We start from the raw sequence: 19,301 nt of genomic DNA, 5'->3' as shown, positions 1-19,301 counted from the left end.
CATAAGATTCTTTCTAATGATGGTTTGGTCGCTTTTCATTATAGGTCTTATGGGACTTTTTTTCTACAACAAAATAGGCTCCATAATTCCTATGGTGGTTTTACCCACTACAGAAATTATAGAGCCCCAAAACTCAAGATTAATGCTTGAGTTTTTTATATTTCTAGACATAAAAATAAAAATGGAACAATTACTAAAAATAGTTGAAAATTTCAGAAAATTTGGTAAAATTATATAAAAAGAATTATCTACGAATATTATGTTACCGAAATACAAAAACGTTCAGTTTTTAAGTGAGTTATTTTATATATAGATAATGAGAGTTATTATTGTAATAGTAGCTAATAGAAAATTCCATCGCTTATTATCATTTATGAAAATTTTAGAAATGTTAAGATAACTATATGAAGATTTTCGAAAAAAATTTTAGGAGAATTCGGAAATTAGTTGAAAGTTTTCTTAAAAGGTAGTATAATAAAAAACAAGAAAACGCTTTCAATAAAAAAGGGGGATTAAATGGATACATTAGAAGCTTTAAGAACTTTTACCAGTGGCGAAAATTTCCATCTTCAACACTATTTAGGAGCGCATCGTGAAGAAAAAGACGGTGAGTATGGCTATACATTCCGTGTCTGGGCTCCAAATGCGCAGGCTGTCCATCTAGTTGGTGATTTTACTAACTGGGTTGAAAATCAAATCCCCATGGTTCGTAATGAATCTGGAGTTTGGGAAGTTTTTACAACTTTAGCTCAAGAAGGACATATTTATAAATATCATATTACTCGTGCTAATGGACATCAGCTTATGAAGATTGATCCCTTGGCTGTTCGCTATGAAGCACGTCCGGGTACAGGAGCTGTTTTAACAGAAATACCTGAGAAAAAATGGAAGGACGGGCTCTGGTTAGCTCGCAGAAAACGTTGGGGATTTTTCGAAAGACCGGTCAATATCTATGAGGCACATGCAGGATCTTGGAAGAGAAATCCTGATGGAACACCTTATAGCTTTGTTCAACTCAAAGAAGAGCTCATTCCCTATCTCGTTGAGATGAACTATACTCACATCGAGTTTATGCCTCTGATGGCTCACCCTCTCGGTTTGAGTTGGGGTTATCAGCTCATGGGTTACTTCGCTTTAGAGCATGCCTATGGTCGTCCTGAAGAGTTTCAAGACTTCGTTGAGGAATGTCATATCAACAATATCGGAGTAATTGTGGACTGGGTACCTGGACACTTTACAATCAATGACGACGCTTTGGCATACTACGACGGTACACCAACTTTTGAATACCAAGATCATAACAAGGCTAACAACTACGGTTGGGGAGCACTCAACTTCGACCTTGGTAAAAATGAAGTCCAATCTTTCTTGATTTCTAGCATTAAGTTTTGGATTGATTTCTATCACCTAGATGGTATTCGTGTAGATGCAGTAAGTAATATTCTCTATCTAGATTATGACAATGCTCCATGGACACCAAATAAAGACGGAGGCAATCTCAACTATGAAGGCTATTATTTCCTTCAACGTTTGAACGATGTTATTAAGCTAGCTCATCCGGATGTTATGATGATTGCAGAGGAGTCTTCTTCAGGTACCAAGATTACTGGCATGAAGGAAATGGGTGGACTTGGATTTGACTACAAGTGGAACATGGGCTGGATGAACGATATCCTACGTTTCTACGAAGAAGATCCAATTTACCGCAAGTATGATTTTAACCTTGTAACCTTCAGCTTCATGTATGTCTTTAATGAAAATTATCTCCTACCATTCTCACATGATGAGGTTGTACATGGTAAGAAGAGTATGATGCATAAGATGTGGGGGGATCGTTATAATCAATTTGCAGGCCTTAGAAATCTTTATACTTATCAAATTTGTCACCCTGGTAAGAAATTGCTCTTTATGGGTAGCGAATTCGGTCAATTCTTAGAGTGGAAATCTGAAGAGCAATTAGAATGGTCAAACCTTGAAGATCCAATGAATGCCAAGATGAAATACTTCACATCTCAGTTGAATCAACTTTATAAGGACCACCGTTGTCTTTGGGAAATTGATACAAGCTATGATGGAATTGAAATTATCGATGCAGATAATAGAGATCAGAGTGTTCTTTCCTTTATTCGTAAAGGAAAGAAAGGCGAGATGCTAGTCTGTGTCTTTAATATGGCACCAGTCGAACGTCCTGATTTCACAATTGGACTGCCAGTTGCAGGTGTGTATGAAGAAATTTGGAATACAGAGTTGGAACAATGGGGAGGTGTTTGGAAAGAACACAATCAAACCGTTCAAACTCAAGAAGGATTATGGAAGGATTATGAGCAGACTTTGACCTTTACTTTGCCAGCTTTGGGGGCAAGTATCTGGAAAATCAAACGTCGCTTGAAACCCGCTAAAAAAAAATCAAATAAATCTCAAAAAGGAGTAGAAAATGAAGAATGAAATGCTAGCTTTAATCCTTGCCGGTGGGCAAGGAACTCGTCTCGGTAAACTCACTCAAAGCATTGCAAAACCTGCTGTGCAATTTGGTGGGCGCTATCGTATCATTGACTTTGCTCTTTCTAACTGTGCCAACTCTGGTATCCACAATGTTGGGGTTATCACACAGTATCAACCTCTTGCTCTTAACAATCACATCGGAAACGGTTCTAGTTGGGGTCTTGATGTAATTGATTCAGGTGTTTCTATCCTTCAACCTTACTCTGCAAGTGAAGGAAATCGTTGGTTTGAAGGTACAAGTCATGCGATTTACCAAAATATTGACTATATCGATAGCATTAATCCTGAGTATGTTTTGATTCTTTCAGGAGACCATATCTACAAGATGGACTATGATGATATGCTCCAATCACACAAGGATAACAATGCCAGCTTGACTGTAGCAGTCTTGGATGTGCCATTAAAAGAAGCAAGCCGATTTGGTATCATGAATACAGATGCTAATAATCGTATTGTTGAATTTGAAGAAAAACCAGCTCAACCAAAATCAACTAAGGCATCAATGGGTATCTATATCTTTGACTGGAAACGTCTGCGCAATATGCTAGTTGCTGCTGAAAAGGCTAACATTGACATGTCAGACTTTGGTAAGAATGTTATTCCAAACTATCTTGAGTCTGGAGAAAGTGTCTATGCCTATGAATTCAGTGGATACTGGAAAGATGTCGGTACTATTGAGTCCCTATGGGAAGCAAATATGGAATATATCTCTCCAGAAAATGCTCTAGATAGCCGTAATCGTCAATGGAAGATTTATTCTCGTAACCTTATCGCTCCACCAAACTTCCTTGGAGAATTCGCTCAAGTAGAAGACTCTCTTGTAGTGGACGGCTGTTACGTAAATGGTACAGTGAAACACTCTATTCTTTCTACAACTGCTCAAGTTCGTAAGGGAGCAGAAGTTGTTGATTCTGTCATCATGAGTGGAGCAGTTATCGGTAGAGGTGCTAAAATTACACGTGCAATCATCGGTGAAGGTGCAATTATTGCCGATGGTGTTGAAATTGATGGTACAGAAGAAGTACAAGTAGTCGGATATAACGAAGTAGTGGGGGTAGCAACAGATGAAGATTGATAAATATTCAGCGATTTTAGGAAATACCGTTGGTTTCCATGATATGTCAACCTTGACAAGTAACCGTCCAGTGGCAAGTTTGCCATTTGGAGGAAAGTATCGTTTGATTGACTTCCCACTTTCAAGTTTAGCAAATGCTGGGGTTCGTAGTATCTTTGGAATCTTTCAACAAGATAACATCAGCTCTGTATTTGACCATATTCGTTCAGGTCGTGAGTGGGGCTTAAACACCCTTCTTAGTCACTACTATCTTGGAATCTACAATACTCGTGTAGAAAGTAGCACTGTTGGTAAAGAGTACTATCAACAACTTTTGACATACCTAAAACGTTCAGGTTCAGACCAAACCGTTTCCTTGAACTGTGATGTTTTGGTGAATATTGATCTCAATCAAGTTTTCCATTTGCATAATACAACTAAATCACCAATCACAGTAGTTTATAAGAAATTACCTAAAAGGGACATTTCTGAAGTAAATGCAATCCTTGATATTGATGAAACTGACCATGTGCTTTCTCACAAACTCTTTGATAAAAAATCAGACCAAGAATACTACAACATGTCGACAGACATCTTTGTAGTAGACACTCAATGGTTGATTAAGCGTTTGGAAGAAGAAGCTCAAAAAGAGCATCCAGAAAAATTACGCTATGTTCTTCGTGATTTGGCAGCAAAAGAAGGTGCATTTGCATATGAATATACAGGTTACCTAGCAAATATTCATTCAGTAGAAACATACTACCAAGCTAATTTAGATATGCTGAATCAGCAAAAATTCTACTCTTTGTTCTCACCAAATCAAAAAATTCATACTAAAGTTAAAAACGAAGAACCTACCTACTATGCATCAGGTTCAAAAGTGAACACATCTCAATTTGCTTCTGGTAGTATCATTGAAGGTGAAGTGGATAAATCTATTATTTCGCGTAATGTTCGTATCAATAAAGATAGCTTGGTTAAAGAGTCTCTTATCTTCCCTCGCGTTGTCATTGCAAAAGGTGCACAAGTCGAGTATGCAATCGTTGATAAGGGTGCTGAAATAGCTGAGGGAGTTGTTATTCGAGGTACAGCAGAAAATCCTGTTATCATCAAAAAAGGAGAAAAAGTAACAGAGGATGTCCTTTCATGAAAATTTTATTTGTAGCAGCAGAGGGCGCTCCCTTTTCAAAAACAGGTGGATTGGGAGACGTTATCGGAGCACTTCCTAAATCATTAGTAAAAGCTGGGCATGAAGTTGCTGTTATCCTGCCATACTATGACATGGTAGAGGCCAAGTTTGGTGATCAGATCGAAGATGTTCTTCAATTCGAAGTATACGTTGGTTGGCGCAGACAATTTTGTGGAATTAAGAAAACTGTTTTAAACGGTGTAACTTTCTACTTTATTGACAATCAATATTATTTCTTCCGCGGACATGTGTATGGAGATTTTGATGATGGTGAACGCTTTGCCTTCTTCCAACTTGCAGCCCTAGAAGCTATGGAGCGTATCGGATTTATTCCTGATGTCCTCCACGCTCATGACTACCATACAGCAATGATACCTTTCTTATTGAAGGAAAAATACAGATGGATTCAAGCCTACCAAGGAATCAAGACTGTTTTGACCATTCATAACTTGGAATTTCAGGGTCAATTCTCTGAAAGCATGCTTTGGGACTTGTTCAGGGTTGGATTTGAGCGCTACGCTGATGGAACAGTTCGTTGGAATGACTGCCTCAACTGGATGAAGGCCGGTATTCTATACGCTGATCGTGTATCAACTGTGTCGCCAAGCTATGCTTATGAGATTATGACTACAGAGTTTGGTTGCGGTATTGATCAGATTCTTCGTATGGAATCTGGTAAGGTTTCTGGTATTGTTAATGGTATTGATACTGATTTATACAATCCAGAGACGGATGCTTTACTTGAGTATCATTTTAATAAAACTGATCTGTCAGGTAAGGCTCAAAATAAAGCGAAACTTCAAGAAAGAGTTGGTCTTCCAGTACGTCCTGATGTGCCAATGATTGGTATCGTGTCACGTTTGACTCGTCAGAAGGGCTTTGATGTGGTGGTTGAAAGCCTGCATCGTATGCTTCAAGAGGATATTCAAATTGTTCTCTTGGGAACTGGAGATCCAGGATTTGAACAAGCTTTCTCTTGGTTTAGTCAAGTATTCCCAGAAAAACTTTCTGCCAATATTACTTTCGATGTGAAATTAGCTCAAGAGATTTATGCAGCATGTGATATTTTCCTTATGCCAAGTCGTTTTGAACCCTGTGGACTTTCACAAATGATGGCCATGAGATATGGTACGCTTCCTTTAGTAAACGAGGTGGGTGGACTTAGAGATACTGTTCAAGCCTTTAATCCAATTGAAGGAACAGGTACAGGCTTTAGCTTTAACAACCTAACTCCATACTGGCTCAACTGGGCATTGCAAACAGCTTTGGATGTTTATCACAACCATCCTGATGTTTGGAAAAATATGCAAGTTCAAGCGATGGAATGTGATTTCTCTTGGGATACAGCCTGCAAGTCATATCTTGATTTGTACCACAGTTTAGCAAATTAAATAGTTAAAATCGTATGATATCTTCATACGATTTTTTGAGATGATAAAAGTAAGGGACTTAAATGAAAAAATTGAGAGGACTTTGTGTACTGGATGTTGATGGGACACTGATAGAAGAGGAAGTTATTGATTTATTGGGGAAAGAGGCAGAGTGTGAAGAAGAAGTAGCCCTACTGACTGCCCAAGCTATGAGGGGAGAACTAGATTTTGAAGAAAGCCTGAGAAAACGTGTTTCTTTATTACAAGGACTATCTGTAGATACTTTTGATAAGATTTATCATGAACTACACCTTAGTAAAAATGCTGCGCAATTTATTAACACTCTGCAAAAAAATCAGATAGAAGTGGGTCTAGTTTCAGGTGGATTTACACCTGTTGTTGAAAGATTAGCAAAAGATTTAGGGATTTCATTATTTGCTGCTAATCAACTGGAAATCAGAGATGGTCATTTAACTGGAAATCTTGTTGGTCCTATTATCAGCAGAGAAGTTAAAAAAGAAACCCTAGTAAGATGGGCTGATGAATTAGAGGTACCAATTGATAGAACAATTGCTATTGGAGATGGAGCTAATGATTTAGCAATGTTGAAGAGAGCTGGAATCGGCATTGGCTTCTGTGCCAAAGAAATCGTGAAAGAGGAAATTCCCCTTCAAATTGAAGATAGAAATTTAACAAAAGTATTGAATCTGATAGATTTCCTTTGATTAGAAAGATGAGTGTATGAAAATTGTTATAGCACCTGACTCTTTTAAGGAGAGTCTCCCTGCAAGTGAAGTAGCTAAAGCTATTAAACGAGGCCTTAAAAAGGTTCTACCTGAATCGAAATGTTTGCTCTTACCTGTTGGCGATGGAGGAGAAGGAACAGTAGATGCCATTAAAAATTCACTTGGTCTTGTAGAAAAAACTGCTTTAGTGACAGGTCCCTTTGGAGATGAAGTTCAAATGACTTATGTTCAAAAAGGAGAACTTGCTCTGTTCGAGGTGGCCGATTTAGTTGGGCTTGCTAAAATTCCTATAGAAAAACGAAATCCACTGAAGATTCAAACAAAGGGGATTGGTCAACTGATCCTTTATTTAATCGAACAAGGAATGAAAGAGATCTATATCGGAGTTGGTGGGACATCCAGTAACGATGGTGGAATTGGGATTGCTGCAGGACTCGGATATCAGTTTTATAATGAAAACGGAATGGAACTTGAGGCTTGTGGCCAGTCCTTATTTGAAGTAAGTAAGATTTTGGACAAAAGTGTCGTTACCATCCCTGCAGATGTGCATATCAAAATCTTAGCAGATGTGACCAATCCACTCTGTGGAATTCGCGGTGCCACCTATATATTTGGGAAGCAAAAAGGGTTGGAACCAGCTAAATTCCAAGACGTTGATATTGCTATTGAAAACTTCTATCGTAAAGTTGCCCATGAAATTCTAAGTCTTGAAGGAGCTGGAGCAGGTGGTGGTATTGCGGCTGGATTGTGTGCCTTTGCTGGAGCAGAGATTGTATCTGGTATCCAAACTTGTTTGGATTTGATAAACTTTGATGAACAGGTTTCAGATGCAGATCTAGTTATTGTTGGTGAAGGTAGGTTAGATTCTCAAAGTTTATCTGGTAAGGCTCCAATCGGAGTAGCAAAAAGAACACCAAATGGTGTTCCAGTTATTGCTATTTGTGGTAGTTTAGCTGAGGATTTACCGCCCTTGCCATATGAAAATCTCGTTGCTGCCTTTTCAATACTAGAAAAAAGCGAACCGCTTGAGAATAGTCTAAAAAATGCAGCTATCTATTTAGAAGATACAGCTGCAAACATTGGTCAAATTTTAGCTTTGAAGAAAAATTAACCAAACCACTTTTTCCAAAGAGAAGTAGGAGCTTTTTCCATCTCTTTTTCCTGCCACAAGTCTGAAAATGCCTTTCTGAGGTCTTTTTCACTTGCTTGAACAGGAGCATCGCTATGGATAATGAGCCCAAAAGGAGAAGAGTTATGATCTTCAGAAACGATGGTCGCTTGGCAGTCAGCATCTTTGGATTGTTTTAGATAAAAAACTTGTTTATCAAACTCTACCTGAGGAGAAATTTTGACAAATAGAGGTTGAGTCTCTTTTTTAAAGGTTTCTATAATTGTTAAAAATCCATTTTTAAATTTATCATCATCAGCTGTTTCAAGGTCCGCGTAGCCAAGGACACGTTCTTCAAATGTTCCGAGAAAACGTCTTTGTTCATCAGGATTTAGTTTAAGACCACCATTGACCTTTTCTAGGATTTGTTTAGATACATCAGTCATAAAAATAGTATAACATAAAATATAGGAGAAAACAGATAAAAGAAAGCGATTACTTTATAAACTTAAGGAAAATTTGCACAAAGATAACGTTTTTCCTTGAAAAAGGAGTCTTTTTAAGGTATCATAGAGGTGTAAAAAATTTAACTCAATAAGGAGAGTAAAAAATGTCAATTATTACTGATGTTTACGCTCGCGAAGTCCTAGACTCACGCGGTAACCCAACACTTGAAGTAGAAGTTTACACTGAATCAGGTGCTTTCGGACGTGGTATGGTTCCATCAGGAGCTTCTACTGGTGAACACGAAGCAGTTGAACTTCGTGATGGTGACAAATCTCGTTACGGTGGTCTTGGTACACAAAAAGCTGTTGACAACGTAAACAACATCATCGCTGAAGCAATCATCGGCTACGATGTACGTGACCAACAAGCTATCGACCGTGCTATGATCGCACTTGACGGAACTCCTAACAAAGGTAAATTGGGTGCTAACGCAATCCTTGGTGTGTCAATCGCTGTAGCTCGTGCTGCTGCTGACTACCTTGAAATCCCACTTTACAGCTACCTTGGTGGATTTAACACTAAAGTTCTTCCAACTCCAATGATGAACATCATCAACGGTGGTTCTCACTCAGACGCTCCAATCGCTTTCCAAGAATTCATGATCGTACCTGCTGGTGCACCAACATTCAAAGAAGCTCTTCGTTGGGGTGCTGAAATCTTCCACGCTCTTAAGAAAATCCTTAAATCTCGTGGTCTTGAAACAGCCGTAGGTGACGAAGGTGGATTCGCTCCTCGTTTCGAAGGAACTGAAGACGGTGTTGAAACTATCCTTGCTGCTATCGAAGCTGCTGGTTATGTTCCAGGTAAAGACGTATTTATCGGATTTGACTGTGCATCATCAGAATTCTACGATAAAGAACGTAAAGTTTACGACTACACTAAATTCGAAGGTGAAGGAGCAGCTGTTCGTACTTCTGCAGAACAAATCGACTACCTTGAAGAATTGGTAAACAAATACCCAATCATCACTATCGAAGATGGTATGGACGAAAACGACTGGGATGGATGGAAAGCTCTTACTGAACGTCTTGGTGGTAAAGTTCAATTGGTTGGTGACGACTTCTTCGTAACAAACACTGCTTACCTTGAAAGAGGTATCGCTGAAGGCGCTGCTAACTCAATCCTTATCAAAGTTAACCAAATCGGTACTCTTACTGAAACATTCGACGCTATCGAAATGGCTAAAGAAGCTGGTTACACTGCCGTTGTATCACACCGTTCAGGTGAAACTGAAGATTCAACAATCGCTGACATCGCAGTTGCAACTAACGCAGGACAAATCAAGACTGGTTCACTTTCACGTACAGACCGTATCGCTAAATACAACCAATTGCTTCGTATCGAAGACCAACTTGGTGAAGTAGCTGAATACCGTGGATTGAAATCATTCTACAACCTTAAAAAATAAAATAGTTCAGTGAACTATTTTATCCCGAACCTTGAAACTCAAAAGTTCGGCTCTTGATTAAACAAGATTTAAGCCCCTCGGATTTTATCCGAAGGGCTTTTGTATATTATAAGACAAGGTCAAAGAAATCCAGTCTTGTTTTCGTATTCTAGAGGTGAAAAAAGAGATTTTTAAACGTTTTTTTGGTATAATAATACCTAGGAAAAACTATAGAAAAGAAGGAGGTAGAGATGGAAAAGTATTTATCGGTTACAACTTTGACCAAGTATTTAAAAATGAAATTCGATAAAGACCCCTACTTGGAACGGGTCTATTTAACTGGTCAAGTCTCTAACTTCCGCAAGCGTCCAACGCATCAGTATTTTTCTCTTAAGGATGATCGTGCAGTTATTCAGGCAACTATTTGGTCAGGTATTTATCAGAAATTAGGTTTTGATTTGGAAGAAGGTATGAAGATCAATGTGGTTGGTCGTGTCCAAGTCTATGAGCCAAGTGGAAGTTATTCGATTATCATTGAAAAAGCTGAACCAGATGGTGTCGGTGCTTTAGCTATCCAATTTGAACAACTTAAGAAGAAACTGGCAGAAGAAGGTTTGTTTCAAGAGCGATTTAAACAATCTTTACCACAATTTTCAAAAAAAATAGGTGTGGTGACTAGTCGAAGTGGTGCTGTGATTCAAGATATCATCACTACAGTCAGTAGACGCTTCCCTGGTGTGGAAATTGTCTTATATCCTACTAAAGTTCAAGGTGAGGGTGCTGCAAAGGAGATTGCTCGTAATATAACTCGAGCCAATGAACGCGATGACTTAGATGTACTGATTATCGGCCGTGGGGGAGGTTCGATTGAAGATCTTTGGGCCTTTAACGAAGAAATTGTAGTTCGAGCAATTTTTGAATCTCGTTTACCGATTATTTCGAGTGTAGGTCACGAAACAGATGTCACCTTGGCTGATTTTGTTGCTGACAAGAGAGCAGCAACACCGACAGCTGCTGCTGAACTCGCGACACCAGTAACTATGTTAGATCTTTTGACCTATCTTCAGAATCAAGAAAAACGCATGACTACAGCGGTTAAGCATAGTTTGTCAAAGAAACAAGAAGCTTTGAGAATCCTCAGTCAATCGGTCATCTTCAGACAACCAGAGCGTTTATATGACGGTTATCTACAACGCTTAGATCAATTACAGCTGCGACTGAAGCAAGGATTGAATGCTGAATTGGTTCGTAATCAACAAAAGGTGCAAGAACAAGTCCACCGTTTGAAACAATTATCACCAATTATTAAAATCCAGCGTTATCAGGATCGTATCCAACAATTAAAGAAACTGCTGCGTAGCCAGATGGCTGTGACCTATGATGCAAAAGTAGCAGAAGTAAAACGCCTATCAGAAGCTCTCCTTATGCTAGATACTAGTCGAATTGTAGCCAGAGGTTATGCAATTGTCAAAAAAGGGGAAGTCGTAGTCGCTTCTGCGAAAGATTTGAAAGAAAATGACCAAGTATCACTGTTGATGCGGGACGGTCAAGTAGAATTAGAGGTAAGAGATGTCAAAACAAAAGAAATTTGAAGAAAATCTAGCAGAACTTGAAACGATTGTTCAAAGCTTAGAAAATGGTGAAATTGCTTTGGAAGATGCTATTTCTGCATTTCAAAAAGGAATGCTCTTATCCAAAGAATTGCAGGCAACACTTGATAAGGCTGAAAAGACCTTGGTCAAGGTGATGCAAGAAGATGGAACAGAAAGTGAACTGGTATGAACAAGCAGGAAAAACTAGCTTTGGTCGAGTCAGCTCTTGAAGACTTTTATGGCAACCAACAATTTGCGTCCAGTTTAAGAGAAGCTGTTCTTTATTCCATACATGCTGGAGGTAAACGGATTCGTCCATATTTACTTTTAGAAGTTTTGGACTCCTTGCAAGTGCCTATCACTCAGGAACATGCTCAAGTTGCAGCGGCACTAGAAATGATTCATACAGGAAGTTTGATCCATGATGATCTACCTGCTATGGATAATGATGATTATCGCCGAGGACGTTTGACCAATCATAAGGTGTATGGTGAAGCTCTAGCTATTTTAGCAGGGGATGCGCTTTTTTTGGATCCCTATGCTTTAATTGCTCAAACTGATTTGTCTAGTCAAACCAAGGTAGATTTAATCTCTAATTTATCCCTTGCTTCTGGAAGTATGGGAATGGTAGCTGGTCAAGTGTTAGATATGGAAGGCGAAGGAAAACACTTGAATTTAGAGGAACTTCAGACTATCCATGCTAATAAAACGGGTAAACTTTTAGCTTTTCCTTTCCAAGCGGCTGGTATCATTGCTGAATTGGATGAAAATCTTCAGAAGCAGCTTAAAACAGTTGGCGAGTTGATTGGCCTGGCTTTCCAAGTGAGAGATGATGTGCTTGATGTTACCGCTAGCTTTGAGGAAATTGGAAAAACACCCCAGAAAGATTTGCAAGCCGAGAAGTCAACCTATCCTGCATTGTTGGGATTAGATCAGGCGATAGCATTTTGCAATCAAACCTTGGATCAAGCTACTGCGAAACTAGAAGAGATTAGCCAAGTCGTGAGCTTTGATAAGGAACCAATTGTGAAAATAGTAGAAAGTTTGAGAATCAATGGCTAAGGAAAGAGTAGATGTACTAGCTTACAAACAAGGTTTATTTGAAACGAGAGAACAAGCCAAACGAGGTGTTATGGCAGGTTTGGTAGTCGCTGTTTTAAATGGCGAACGATTTGATAAACCAGGAGAAAAAATTCCTGACGATACAGAGTTGAAACTCAAGGGCGAGAAACTTAAGTATGTTAGTCGTGGTGGCTTGAAACTTGAGAAGGCGCTAGATATTTTTGATCTATCAGTTGAGGGACAAACGACCATTGATATCGGAGCTTCAACAGGTGGTTTTACTGACGTCATGTTGCAAAATGGTGCTAAACTAGTTTTTGCAGTTGATGTTGGTACTAATCAACTGGCATGGAAATTACGTCAAGATTCTCGCGTTGTTAGCATGGAACAGTTTAATTTCCGTTATGCGGAAAAAACTGATTTTGAACATGAACCAAGTTTTGCCAGTATCGATGTCAGTTTTATTTCCCTAGGTCTCATTTTACCAGCTTTGCACCGAGTTTTAGCTGATCAAGGGCAGGTTGTTGCTCTAGTTAAGCCTCAATTTGAGGCTGGTCGAGAACAGATTGGTAAAAATGGAATTATCAGAGATGCCAAAGTTCACCAAAATGTTTTAGAATCAGTTACTAAAATGGCAGTTGATGAAGGATTTTCAGTCTTAGGATTGGACTATTCTCCTATTCAAGGTGGTCATGGGAATATCGAGTTTTTAGCCTATTTGCGAAAAGAAGATCACGCAATCAATCAGGTTACTTCTGAAATAGAAAAAATAGTGGAGAAAGCACATAGAGAGTTTAAAGATGAATAAAAAAGAGAGACTTGAGAAGATTAGAAGATTTGTTACAGATTATCAAATCGGCACACAGGAAGAAATCGTTGAACACTTGAGAGAAGCAGGTATCTCTGCTACTCAAGCAACAGTCTCCCGAGATATTAAAGAATTGGGTATTGTAAAAATTCCATTGAAAGACAATACTTACATTTATGAATTACCAAAATCAATCGTTAGAAGCTTGCAATTGGCAGAAAATAATATTATTCATGCTGAACGCATGGGATATATGATCAATTTGCAAGTCATTCCAGGGAATACTATTTTCGTCAAGAGTCAGTTGACGACTGTTTTTTCTGACCAAATTTTTAGCTGTATTGCTGATGATAATTCCATCTTGATGGTATTGAGAAGTGAAGAAACAGCCAAGGATATTTTTGAGCAAGTTAAAAATTGGTAGGATTATATGTTACTGGAAATTTCGATTAAAAATTTTGCTATCATCGAATCAATTTCTTTGAACTTTGAACAAGGGATGACAGTTTTAACTGGTGAAACAGGTGCGGGTAAATCAATCATTATTGATGCTATGAATATGATGTTAGGAGCTCGAGCTACAACAGAAGTTATTCGTCATGGGGCTCCAAAAGCGGAAATTGAAGGTCTTTTTTCAATTGAAAGTAACTGCGTGCTAGAAGAAATTTTTGATGAACAAGGATTAGAATTGAGTGATGAAATCATTATTCGTCGCGAAATTTTACAAAACGGTCGGAGCATCAGTCGTGTCAATGGACAGATGGTTAATCTTTCAGTATTAAGGACGATTGGTCAACAGCTAGTTGATATCCATGGTCAACATGACCAAGAGGAGTTAATGCGCCCACATCGACATATCCAGATGTTGGATGAGTTTGGGGATGCCTCTTTCTTTGAATTAAAAGAAGCCTATCAGATGAGCTTTGACAACTATCGTCGTATGCGCAAGCAAGTGCTTGACATCAAAAAAAATCAGCAAGAACATAAGGCACGAATTGAGATGTTGGAATTTCAGATGGCTGAGATTGAAGCAGCTAATTTGAAAGCTGGTGAAGATGTTACTCTCAATCAAGAAAGAGACAGACTACTGAACCATAAACATATCGCTGATACTTTGACTAACGCATACAGTATGTTGGATAATGAAGAGTTTTCTAGTCTGGCAAATGTTCGTTCGGCTATGAATGATATGGAAAGTCTTGAAGAGTTTGATCAAGAGTATCGTGAGATTTCAAGTTCCCTTTCTGAATCCTATTATGTTCTAGAAGATATCACCAAGCGCTTGGAATCCATTATTGATGATTTAGATTTTGACGGTAATCGTCTGATGCAGGTTGAAAGCCGACTAGATTTGATTCACACCATTACCCGTAAGTATGGTGGTAGTGTAGATGATGTCCTAGAATACTTTGCCAAGATTACAGACGAATACAATCTTCTAACAGGAAATAATCTATCTTCTGAAGATATGGAAATCGAACTCAAGAAACTTGAAAAAAATCTTGTGGACCTAGCAGGTCAAGTTGCTCAAGCTCGCCATAAAATAGCGCAGGACTTAGAAGATGAAATCAAGCAAGAATTGCAAGACCTTTACATGGAGAAAGCACAATTTCAAGTTCGTTTTAGTCAAGGAAAATTCAGTCGTGAAGGTAATGAGAGTGTTGAATTTTACATCTCCACCAATCCTGGAGAAGATTTTAAACCTTTAGTAAAAGTAGCTTCTGGTGGAGAGTTATCTCGTCTCATGTTAGCTATCAAGTCCGCTTTTTCTCGTAAGGAAGGCAAGACCAGTATCGTCTTTGATGAGGTGGATACGGGAGTTTCAGGTCGTGTAGCTCAAGCCATCGCGCAAAAAATTCACAAAATTGGACAGCACGGTCAAGTATTAGCTATTTCTCACCTTCCGCAAGTTATTGCGATTGCAGATTATCAGTTCTTCATCGAAAAGATTAGCAATGAACATTCAACCGTTTCAACAGTTCGCTTGTTAACAGTTGAAGAAAGGATTGAAGAAGTCGCTAAGATGTTGGCTGGGGAGAATGTGACAGAAGCAGCATTGACTCAAGCGAGAGAATTATTACAAAGTAAGGAGAAATAAATGACAGACTATTATGTAATTGGTGATGTCCACGGAAAAGCTGGAATGTTAGAAGATTTACTTAAAACATGGGATGGCAAGACTCAATTACTTTTTCTTGGAGATTTGATTGATAGAGGAGAAGATAGTCGCCGAGTTCTAGAAATGGTCAAGGATTTGGTAGATAAGCAAGGAGCTATCTGCTTATCAGGAAATCATGAGTATATGTTTTTAACTTGGTTGGATAATCCTGAAGAAAGTTATGACCACTATCGTCGAAATGGCGGGGATACAACTATTAATTCTATTTTGGGGCGCCCACTGGATGCACCAGTAGATGGAGTAGCAGATGCAAAGCGTGTTGAGACAGAAGCAGCAGACTTAGTGGAGTTTATCCGTCAGATGCCTTTTGTCATTGAAACGGAAAAGTATATCTTTGTTCATGCCGGTATTGATTTGACTTTGGATGATTGGCACGATACTACTGACTATAAGAAGGTATGGCTCAGAAAACCATTTCACGAAGCAGCCAATCATACTGGAAAAAACATTGTCTTTGGACATACACCAGTCTATGGTTTGTTGGATCAAAAACCTGGTACATCTGAACTTTGGATTACAGAAGACGGTAAGATTGGAATGGATGGAGGAGCTGTTTACGGTGGTGTCCTTCACGGTATTGTCTTTACCGACCAAGGTATGACTGAGCACTATTTTATCGAAAATGACGGCTTTGTTGCTGAAGATTAGTACTCCTAACAGGGTATGGTCTTGTCAAAATGTTAAAAACAATTTATAATTAATAGATACCCTGAAAGGAAGAGAATGATGAACTTAGAAGAATTGAAAAAACGACAGGAGAAGATTCGTAACTTCTCCATTATCGCCCATATTGACCACGGGAAATCAACTCTAGCAGACCGCATTTTGGAAAAGACGGAGACGGTTTCAAGCCGTGAAATGCAGGCCCAACTTCTTGATAGTATGGATTTAGAGCGTGAGCGTGGAATTACTATCAAGCTTAATGCTATCGAGCTTAATTATACGGCTAAAGATGGTGAGACCTATATCTTCCACTTGATTGACACACCTGGACACGTGGACTTTACCTATGAGGTTTCACGTTCCCTAGCTGCCTGTGAAGGTGCTATTTTGGTCGTTGATGCCGCCCAAGGGATTGAGGCTCAAACACTGGCAAACGTCTATCTTGCCTTGGATAATGATTTGGAAATCCTTCCAGTTATTAACAAGATTGACCTGCCTGCTGCAGACCCTGAGCGCGTGCGTACAGAAATTGAAGATGTCATTGGTCTAGACGCTAGCGAAGCAGTATTGGCTTCAGCCAAGGCGGGTATCGGTATCGAAGAAATTCTCGAGCAAATTGTCGAAAAAGTTCCAGCCCCAACTGGTGACGTGTCAGCACCATTGAAAGCCTTGATTTTCGACTCAGTATACGATGCCTATCGTGGAGTTATCCTCCAAGTTCGTGTCATGGATGGAGTAGTCAAACCTGGTGATAAGATTCAGCTCATGAGCAATGGTAAAACCTTCGATGTAACTGAAGTCGGAATTTTCACACCTAAAGCAGTTGGGCGTGATTTCCTTGCGACGGGTGACGTTGGTTATATCGCGGCTTCTATCAAGACTGTTCAGGACACACGTGTCGGTGATACAGTAACCTTGGCGACAAATCCAGCGACCGAACCACTTTCAGGATACAAGCAGATGAATCCGATGGTTTTCGCAGGTCTCTATCCAATCGAGTCTAATAAATACAATGACCTTCGTGAAGCTCTTGAAAAATTGCAACTGAATGATGCCAGCTTGCAGTTTGAACCAGAAACATCTCAGGCACTTGGATTTGGTTTCCGTTGTGGTTTCCTTGGACTTCTTCATATGGATGTTATCCAAGAACGTTTGGAACGTGAGTTTAACATCGACCTTATTATGACTGCACCATCTGTTATCTACAAGGTTAATCAGACTGATGGTGAGTCTATGGATGTGTCTAACCCATCCGAGTTTCCTGATCCTACAAAGATTGCAACTATCGAAGAACCATATGTTAAGGCACAAATCATGGTACCGCAAGAATTCGTCGGAGCAGTAATGGAATTAGCTCAGCGCAAACGTGGGGATTTTGTAACTATGGACTATATTGATGATAACCGAGTCAATGTTATCTATCAAATTCCACTTGCTGAAATCGTCTTTGACTTCTTTGATAAGCTCAAATCTTCAACACGTGGTTATGCAAGTTTTGACTACGAGTTGTCAGAGTATCGTCCATCTAAGCTGGTGAAAATGGATATCCTTCTTAATGGTGATAAGGTGGATGCTCTTAGCTTTATTGTTCACAAAGACTTTGCTTATGAACGTGGGAAACTCATTGTTGATAAGCTCAAGAAAATCATCCCTCGTCAACAATTTGAAGTGCCGATTCAAGCAGCTATTGGGCACAAGATTGTGGCTCGTACTGATATCAAGGCTCTTCGTAAGAACGTACTTGCTAAGTGTTACGGTGGTGACGTTTCTCGTAAACGCAAACTCCTTGAAAAACAAAAAGCTGGTAAGAAACGCATGAAAGCCATCGGTTCTGTAGAAGTACCACAAGAAGCCTTCCTCAGCGTATTGAGTATGGATGAAGAATAGTTGAGATCTCAAGAAAAAATAAGATAAATATAAAATAATGATTTTTTAAGAGACTGGGTAAAAAGTCAATTTTCTCCGAAAATGGAAAAAATATAACGCATAGTATCAAGGTTTTCAACACCTGATATTATGCGTTTTTCTGATTTTAAAGATTTTTTGCCCAGCCTCTTTTCTTAATGTTTGACAAACGCGCCAACCTCAAGTATAGCAGATTGAACTTAGAATAGTATACTACAGATTCTAAAACATTTTTAGAAATTGATTTGACTTTCCTAATCTCTTTGTTCATATCTTATTTCAATCAACTATACAAGTTTGGGAATCGACATTTCTGGGCGGAAGGTTATTATGTGAGTACAGTAGGGCTTAATGAAGCCACAATTAAGAAATATATTCAAGAGTGAATAAATTATCCAGTGGATGATTTCTAAACGAGTATGAAAATTTGAAAATAAGTAAAGCATGATCTATCACTAGATAAATTGAGTGTAAAAGAATATGAGGATCCCTTTAGGGATAGTGGTAAGTAATACTTACGCCTTTTTAAGAGGTAAGTGACGAGTCAAGAGCGATGAGGCTTGAACAAGGTGAAAGCCAGCGTCTTTAGGCGCTGGCTGGTAATTTGGACTTATAGCCCTAGTGCAAACCACCCGTTAGATGGGTGGTTATGTTTTTTTGATTTTTTTCAATTTTTATTATACAATAAAACCAAATAAAAAGAAAGCGGTAACAATATGCTTAATGTGAAAATTTTTTATATATTTTTATGTTTGATCGTTGTCGAAACTACAGGCTTATTGTTGTTGAAAAACGGTCTTGAAAGAGGTTATTTAGATACAGGATCTATCATCCTTGCAGTTTTTTCATTTGCTTTCTACAACCTATGTTCATTCGGTTGGGTCTGCTCTACAATAAAAAACAATAAAAAATAAATAGACGTATTTTTAGTCAGAACTTCTGAACTGCACCCCAAAAGTTAGACATAAAAATCTAACTTTTGGGGTGTTTTTATTATGAAATTAACTTATGATGATAAAGTTCAGATCTATGAACTTAGAAAACAAGGATATAGCTTAGAGAAGCTTTCAAATAAATTTGGGATAAACAATTCTAATATTAGGTACATGATTAAATTGATTGATCGTTATGGAATAGAGTTCGTCAAAAAAGGAAAAAATCGTTACTATTCTCCTGATTTAAAACAAGAAATGATTAATAAAGTCTTACATGAAGGCTGGACTAAAGAT

The 19,301-nt window shown here is 38.7% G+C and carries 18 protein-coding genes and 2 pseudogenes; 19 read left to right on the top strand and 1 reads right to left on the bottom strand.

Going from position 1 to position 19,301, the window contains the following annotated elements; all coding sequences use genetic code 11:
* From QM469_RS10145 to QM469_RS10115, 7 genes are all read left to right on the top strand, one after another.
* Positions 1-238: hypothetical protein (locus QM469_RS10145; protein WP_414276775.1), on the top strand; the 238-nt coding region annotated here is incomplete at its 5' end.
* Positions 239-516: 278 nt separating this feature from the next.
* On the top strand, positions 517-2,445 hold the full coding sequence (gene glgB / locus QM469_RS10140) for a 1,4-alpha-glucan branching protein GlgB (RefSeq protein WP_414276773.1): 1,929 nt from the start codon (positions 517-519) through the stop codon (positions 2,443-2,445).
* A complete protein-coding gene (locus QM469_RS10135; protein WP_414276771.1) occupies positions 2,435-3,577 on the top strand; it encodes a glucose-1-phosphate adenylyltransferase in 1,143 nt (380 codons plus the stop codon). Before glgB ends, QM469_RS10135 begins: the two co-directional genes overlap by 11 nt.
* Positions 3,567-4,706, top strand: coding sequence for a glucose-1-phosphate adenylyltransferase subunit GlgD (gene glgD, locus QM469_RS10130; RefSeq protein WP_414276769.1), 1,140 nt, complete (start codon positions 3,567-3,569; stop codon positions 4,704-4,706). The genes QM469_RS10135 and glgD overlap by 11 nt, the downstream gene beginning before the upstream one ends.
* Complete coding sequence (glgA, locus tag QM469_RS10125) at positions 4,703-6,136, top strand: glycogen synthase GlgA (RefSeq protein WP_045763411.1); 1,434 nt, start codon at positions 4,703-4,705, stop codon at positions 6,134-6,136. Before glgD ends, glgA begins: the two co-directional genes overlap by 4 nt.
* A gap of 62 nt (positions 6,137-6,198) precedes the next feature.
* A complete protein-coding gene (serB, locus tag QM469_RS10120) occupies positions 6,199-6,840 on the top strand; it encodes a phosphoserine phosphatase SerB (protein ID WP_315639031.1) in 642 nt (213 codons plus the stop codon).
* A gap of 16 nt (positions 6,841-6,856) precedes the next feature.
* Entirely contained in the window at positions 6,857-7,972 is a 1,116-nt protein-coding gene (locus QM469_RS10115; RefSeq protein ID WP_315639033.1) for a glycerate kinase, read from the top strand.
* On the opposite strand, the gene QM469_RS10110 is transcribed toward QM469_RS10115, so the two are convergent.
* A complete protein-coding gene (locus QM469_RS10110; protein ID WP_414276767.1) occupies positions 7,969-8,415 on the bottom strand; it encodes a DUF1694 domain-containing protein in 447 nt (148 codons plus the stop codon). The genes QM469_RS10115 and QM469_RS10110 overlap by 4 nt on opposite strands.
* Positions 8,416-8,579: 164 nt before the next feature.
* Between QM469_RS10110 and eno the strand changes: the two genes are divergently transcribed.
* The 12 genes and pseudogenes from eno to QM469_RS10050 all read left to right on the top strand — a co-directional run.
* A complete protein-coding gene (gene eno / locus QM469_RS10105) occupies positions 8,580-9,884 on the top strand; it encodes a surface-displayed alpha-enolase (RefSeq protein WP_000022825.1) in 1,305 nt (434 codons plus the stop codon).
* 230 nt (positions 9,885-10,114) lie between these two features.
* On the top strand, positions 10,115-11,455 hold the full coding sequence (gene xseA / locus QM469_RS10100; RefSeq protein WP_414276766.1) for an exodeoxyribonuclease VII large subunit: 1,341 nt from the start codon (positions 10,115-10,117) through the stop codon (positions 11,453-11,455).
* Positions 11,433-11,645: an exodeoxyribonuclease VII small subunit gene (locus tag QM469_RS10095; protein WP_000043228.1), complete on the top strand. Its 213-nt coding sequence runs from the start codon at positions 11,433-11,435 to the stop codon at positions 11,643-11,645. Before xseA ends, QM469_RS10095 begins: the two co-directional genes overlap by 23 nt.
* Positions 11,642-12,517 carry a polyprenyl synthetase family protein gene (locus tag QM469_RS10090; RefSeq protein WP_075227669.1) on the top strand — a complete coding sequence of 292 codons (876 nt, stop codon included), beginning with the start codon at positions 11,642-11,644 and terminating at the stop codon, positions 12,515-12,517. Before QM469_RS10095 ends, QM469_RS10090 begins: the two co-directional genes overlap by 4 nt.
* Complete coding sequence (locus tag QM469_RS10085) at positions 12,510-13,325, top strand: TlyA family RNA methyltransferase (RefSeq protein WP_414276764.1); 816 nt, start codon at positions 12,510-12,512, stop codon at positions 13,323-13,325. The genes QM469_RS10090 and QM469_RS10085 overlap by 8 nt, the downstream gene beginning before the upstream one ends.
* The gene (locus tag QM469_RS10080; protein ID WP_414276763.1) at positions 13,318-13,749 is read left to right on the top strand and encodes an arginine repressor; all 432 of its coding nucleotides are present in this window, start codon (positions 13,318-13,320) and stop codon (positions 13,747-13,749) included. The genes QM469_RS10085 and QM469_RS10080 overlap by 8 nt, the downstream gene beginning before the upstream one ends.
* A 6-nt stretch (positions 13,750-13,755) precedes the next feature.
* Positions 13,756-15,423 (top strand): DNA repair protein RecN, encoded by a 1,668-nt coding sequence (gene recN / locus QM469_RS10075; protein ID WP_414276762.1) that lies wholly within the window; start codon positions 13,756-13,758, stop codon positions 15,421-15,423.
* Complete coding sequence (locus QM469_RS10070) at positions 15,424-16,152, top strand: metallophosphoesterase family protein (protein WP_414276761.1); 729 nt, start codon at positions 15,424-15,426, stop codon at positions 16,150-16,152. It begins immediately after the preceding gene.
* 78 nt (positions 16,153-16,230) lie between these two features.
* Positions 16,231-18,054 (top strand): translation elongation factor 4, encoded by a 1,824-nt coding sequence (gene lepA, locus QM469_RS10065; protein WP_049510208.1) that lies wholly within the window; start codon positions 16,231-16,233, stop codon positions 18,052-18,054.
* A 299-nt stretch (positions 18,055-18,353) separates the two neighbouring features.
* A pseudogene (locus tag QM469_RS10060) lies at positions 18,354-18,584 on the top strand (transposase); the annotation flags it as partial.
* A gap of 204 nt (positions 18,585-18,788) precedes the next feature.
* The gene (locus QM469_RS10055) at positions 18,789-18,986 is read left to right on the top strand and encodes a hypothetical protein (RefSeq protein ID WP_414276760.1); all 198 of its coding nucleotides are present in this window, start codon (positions 18,789-18,791) and stop codon (positions 18,984-18,986) included.
* An 81-nt stretch (positions 18,987-19,067) separates the two neighbouring features.
* Positions 19,068-19,301, top strand: a pseudogene (locus QM469_RS10050) (IS3 family transposase); the annotation flags it as partial.

The sequence above is a fragment of the Streptococcus infantis genome (genome assembly GCF_047464215.1).
Taxonomy (GTDB): domain Bacteria; phylum Bacillota; class Bacilli; order Lactobacillales; family Streptococcaceae; genus Streptococcus; species Streptococcus infantis_P.
Note: the sequence above shows the minus strand (reverse complement) of the source record. Positions and strands in the feature narration are given on the sequence as shown.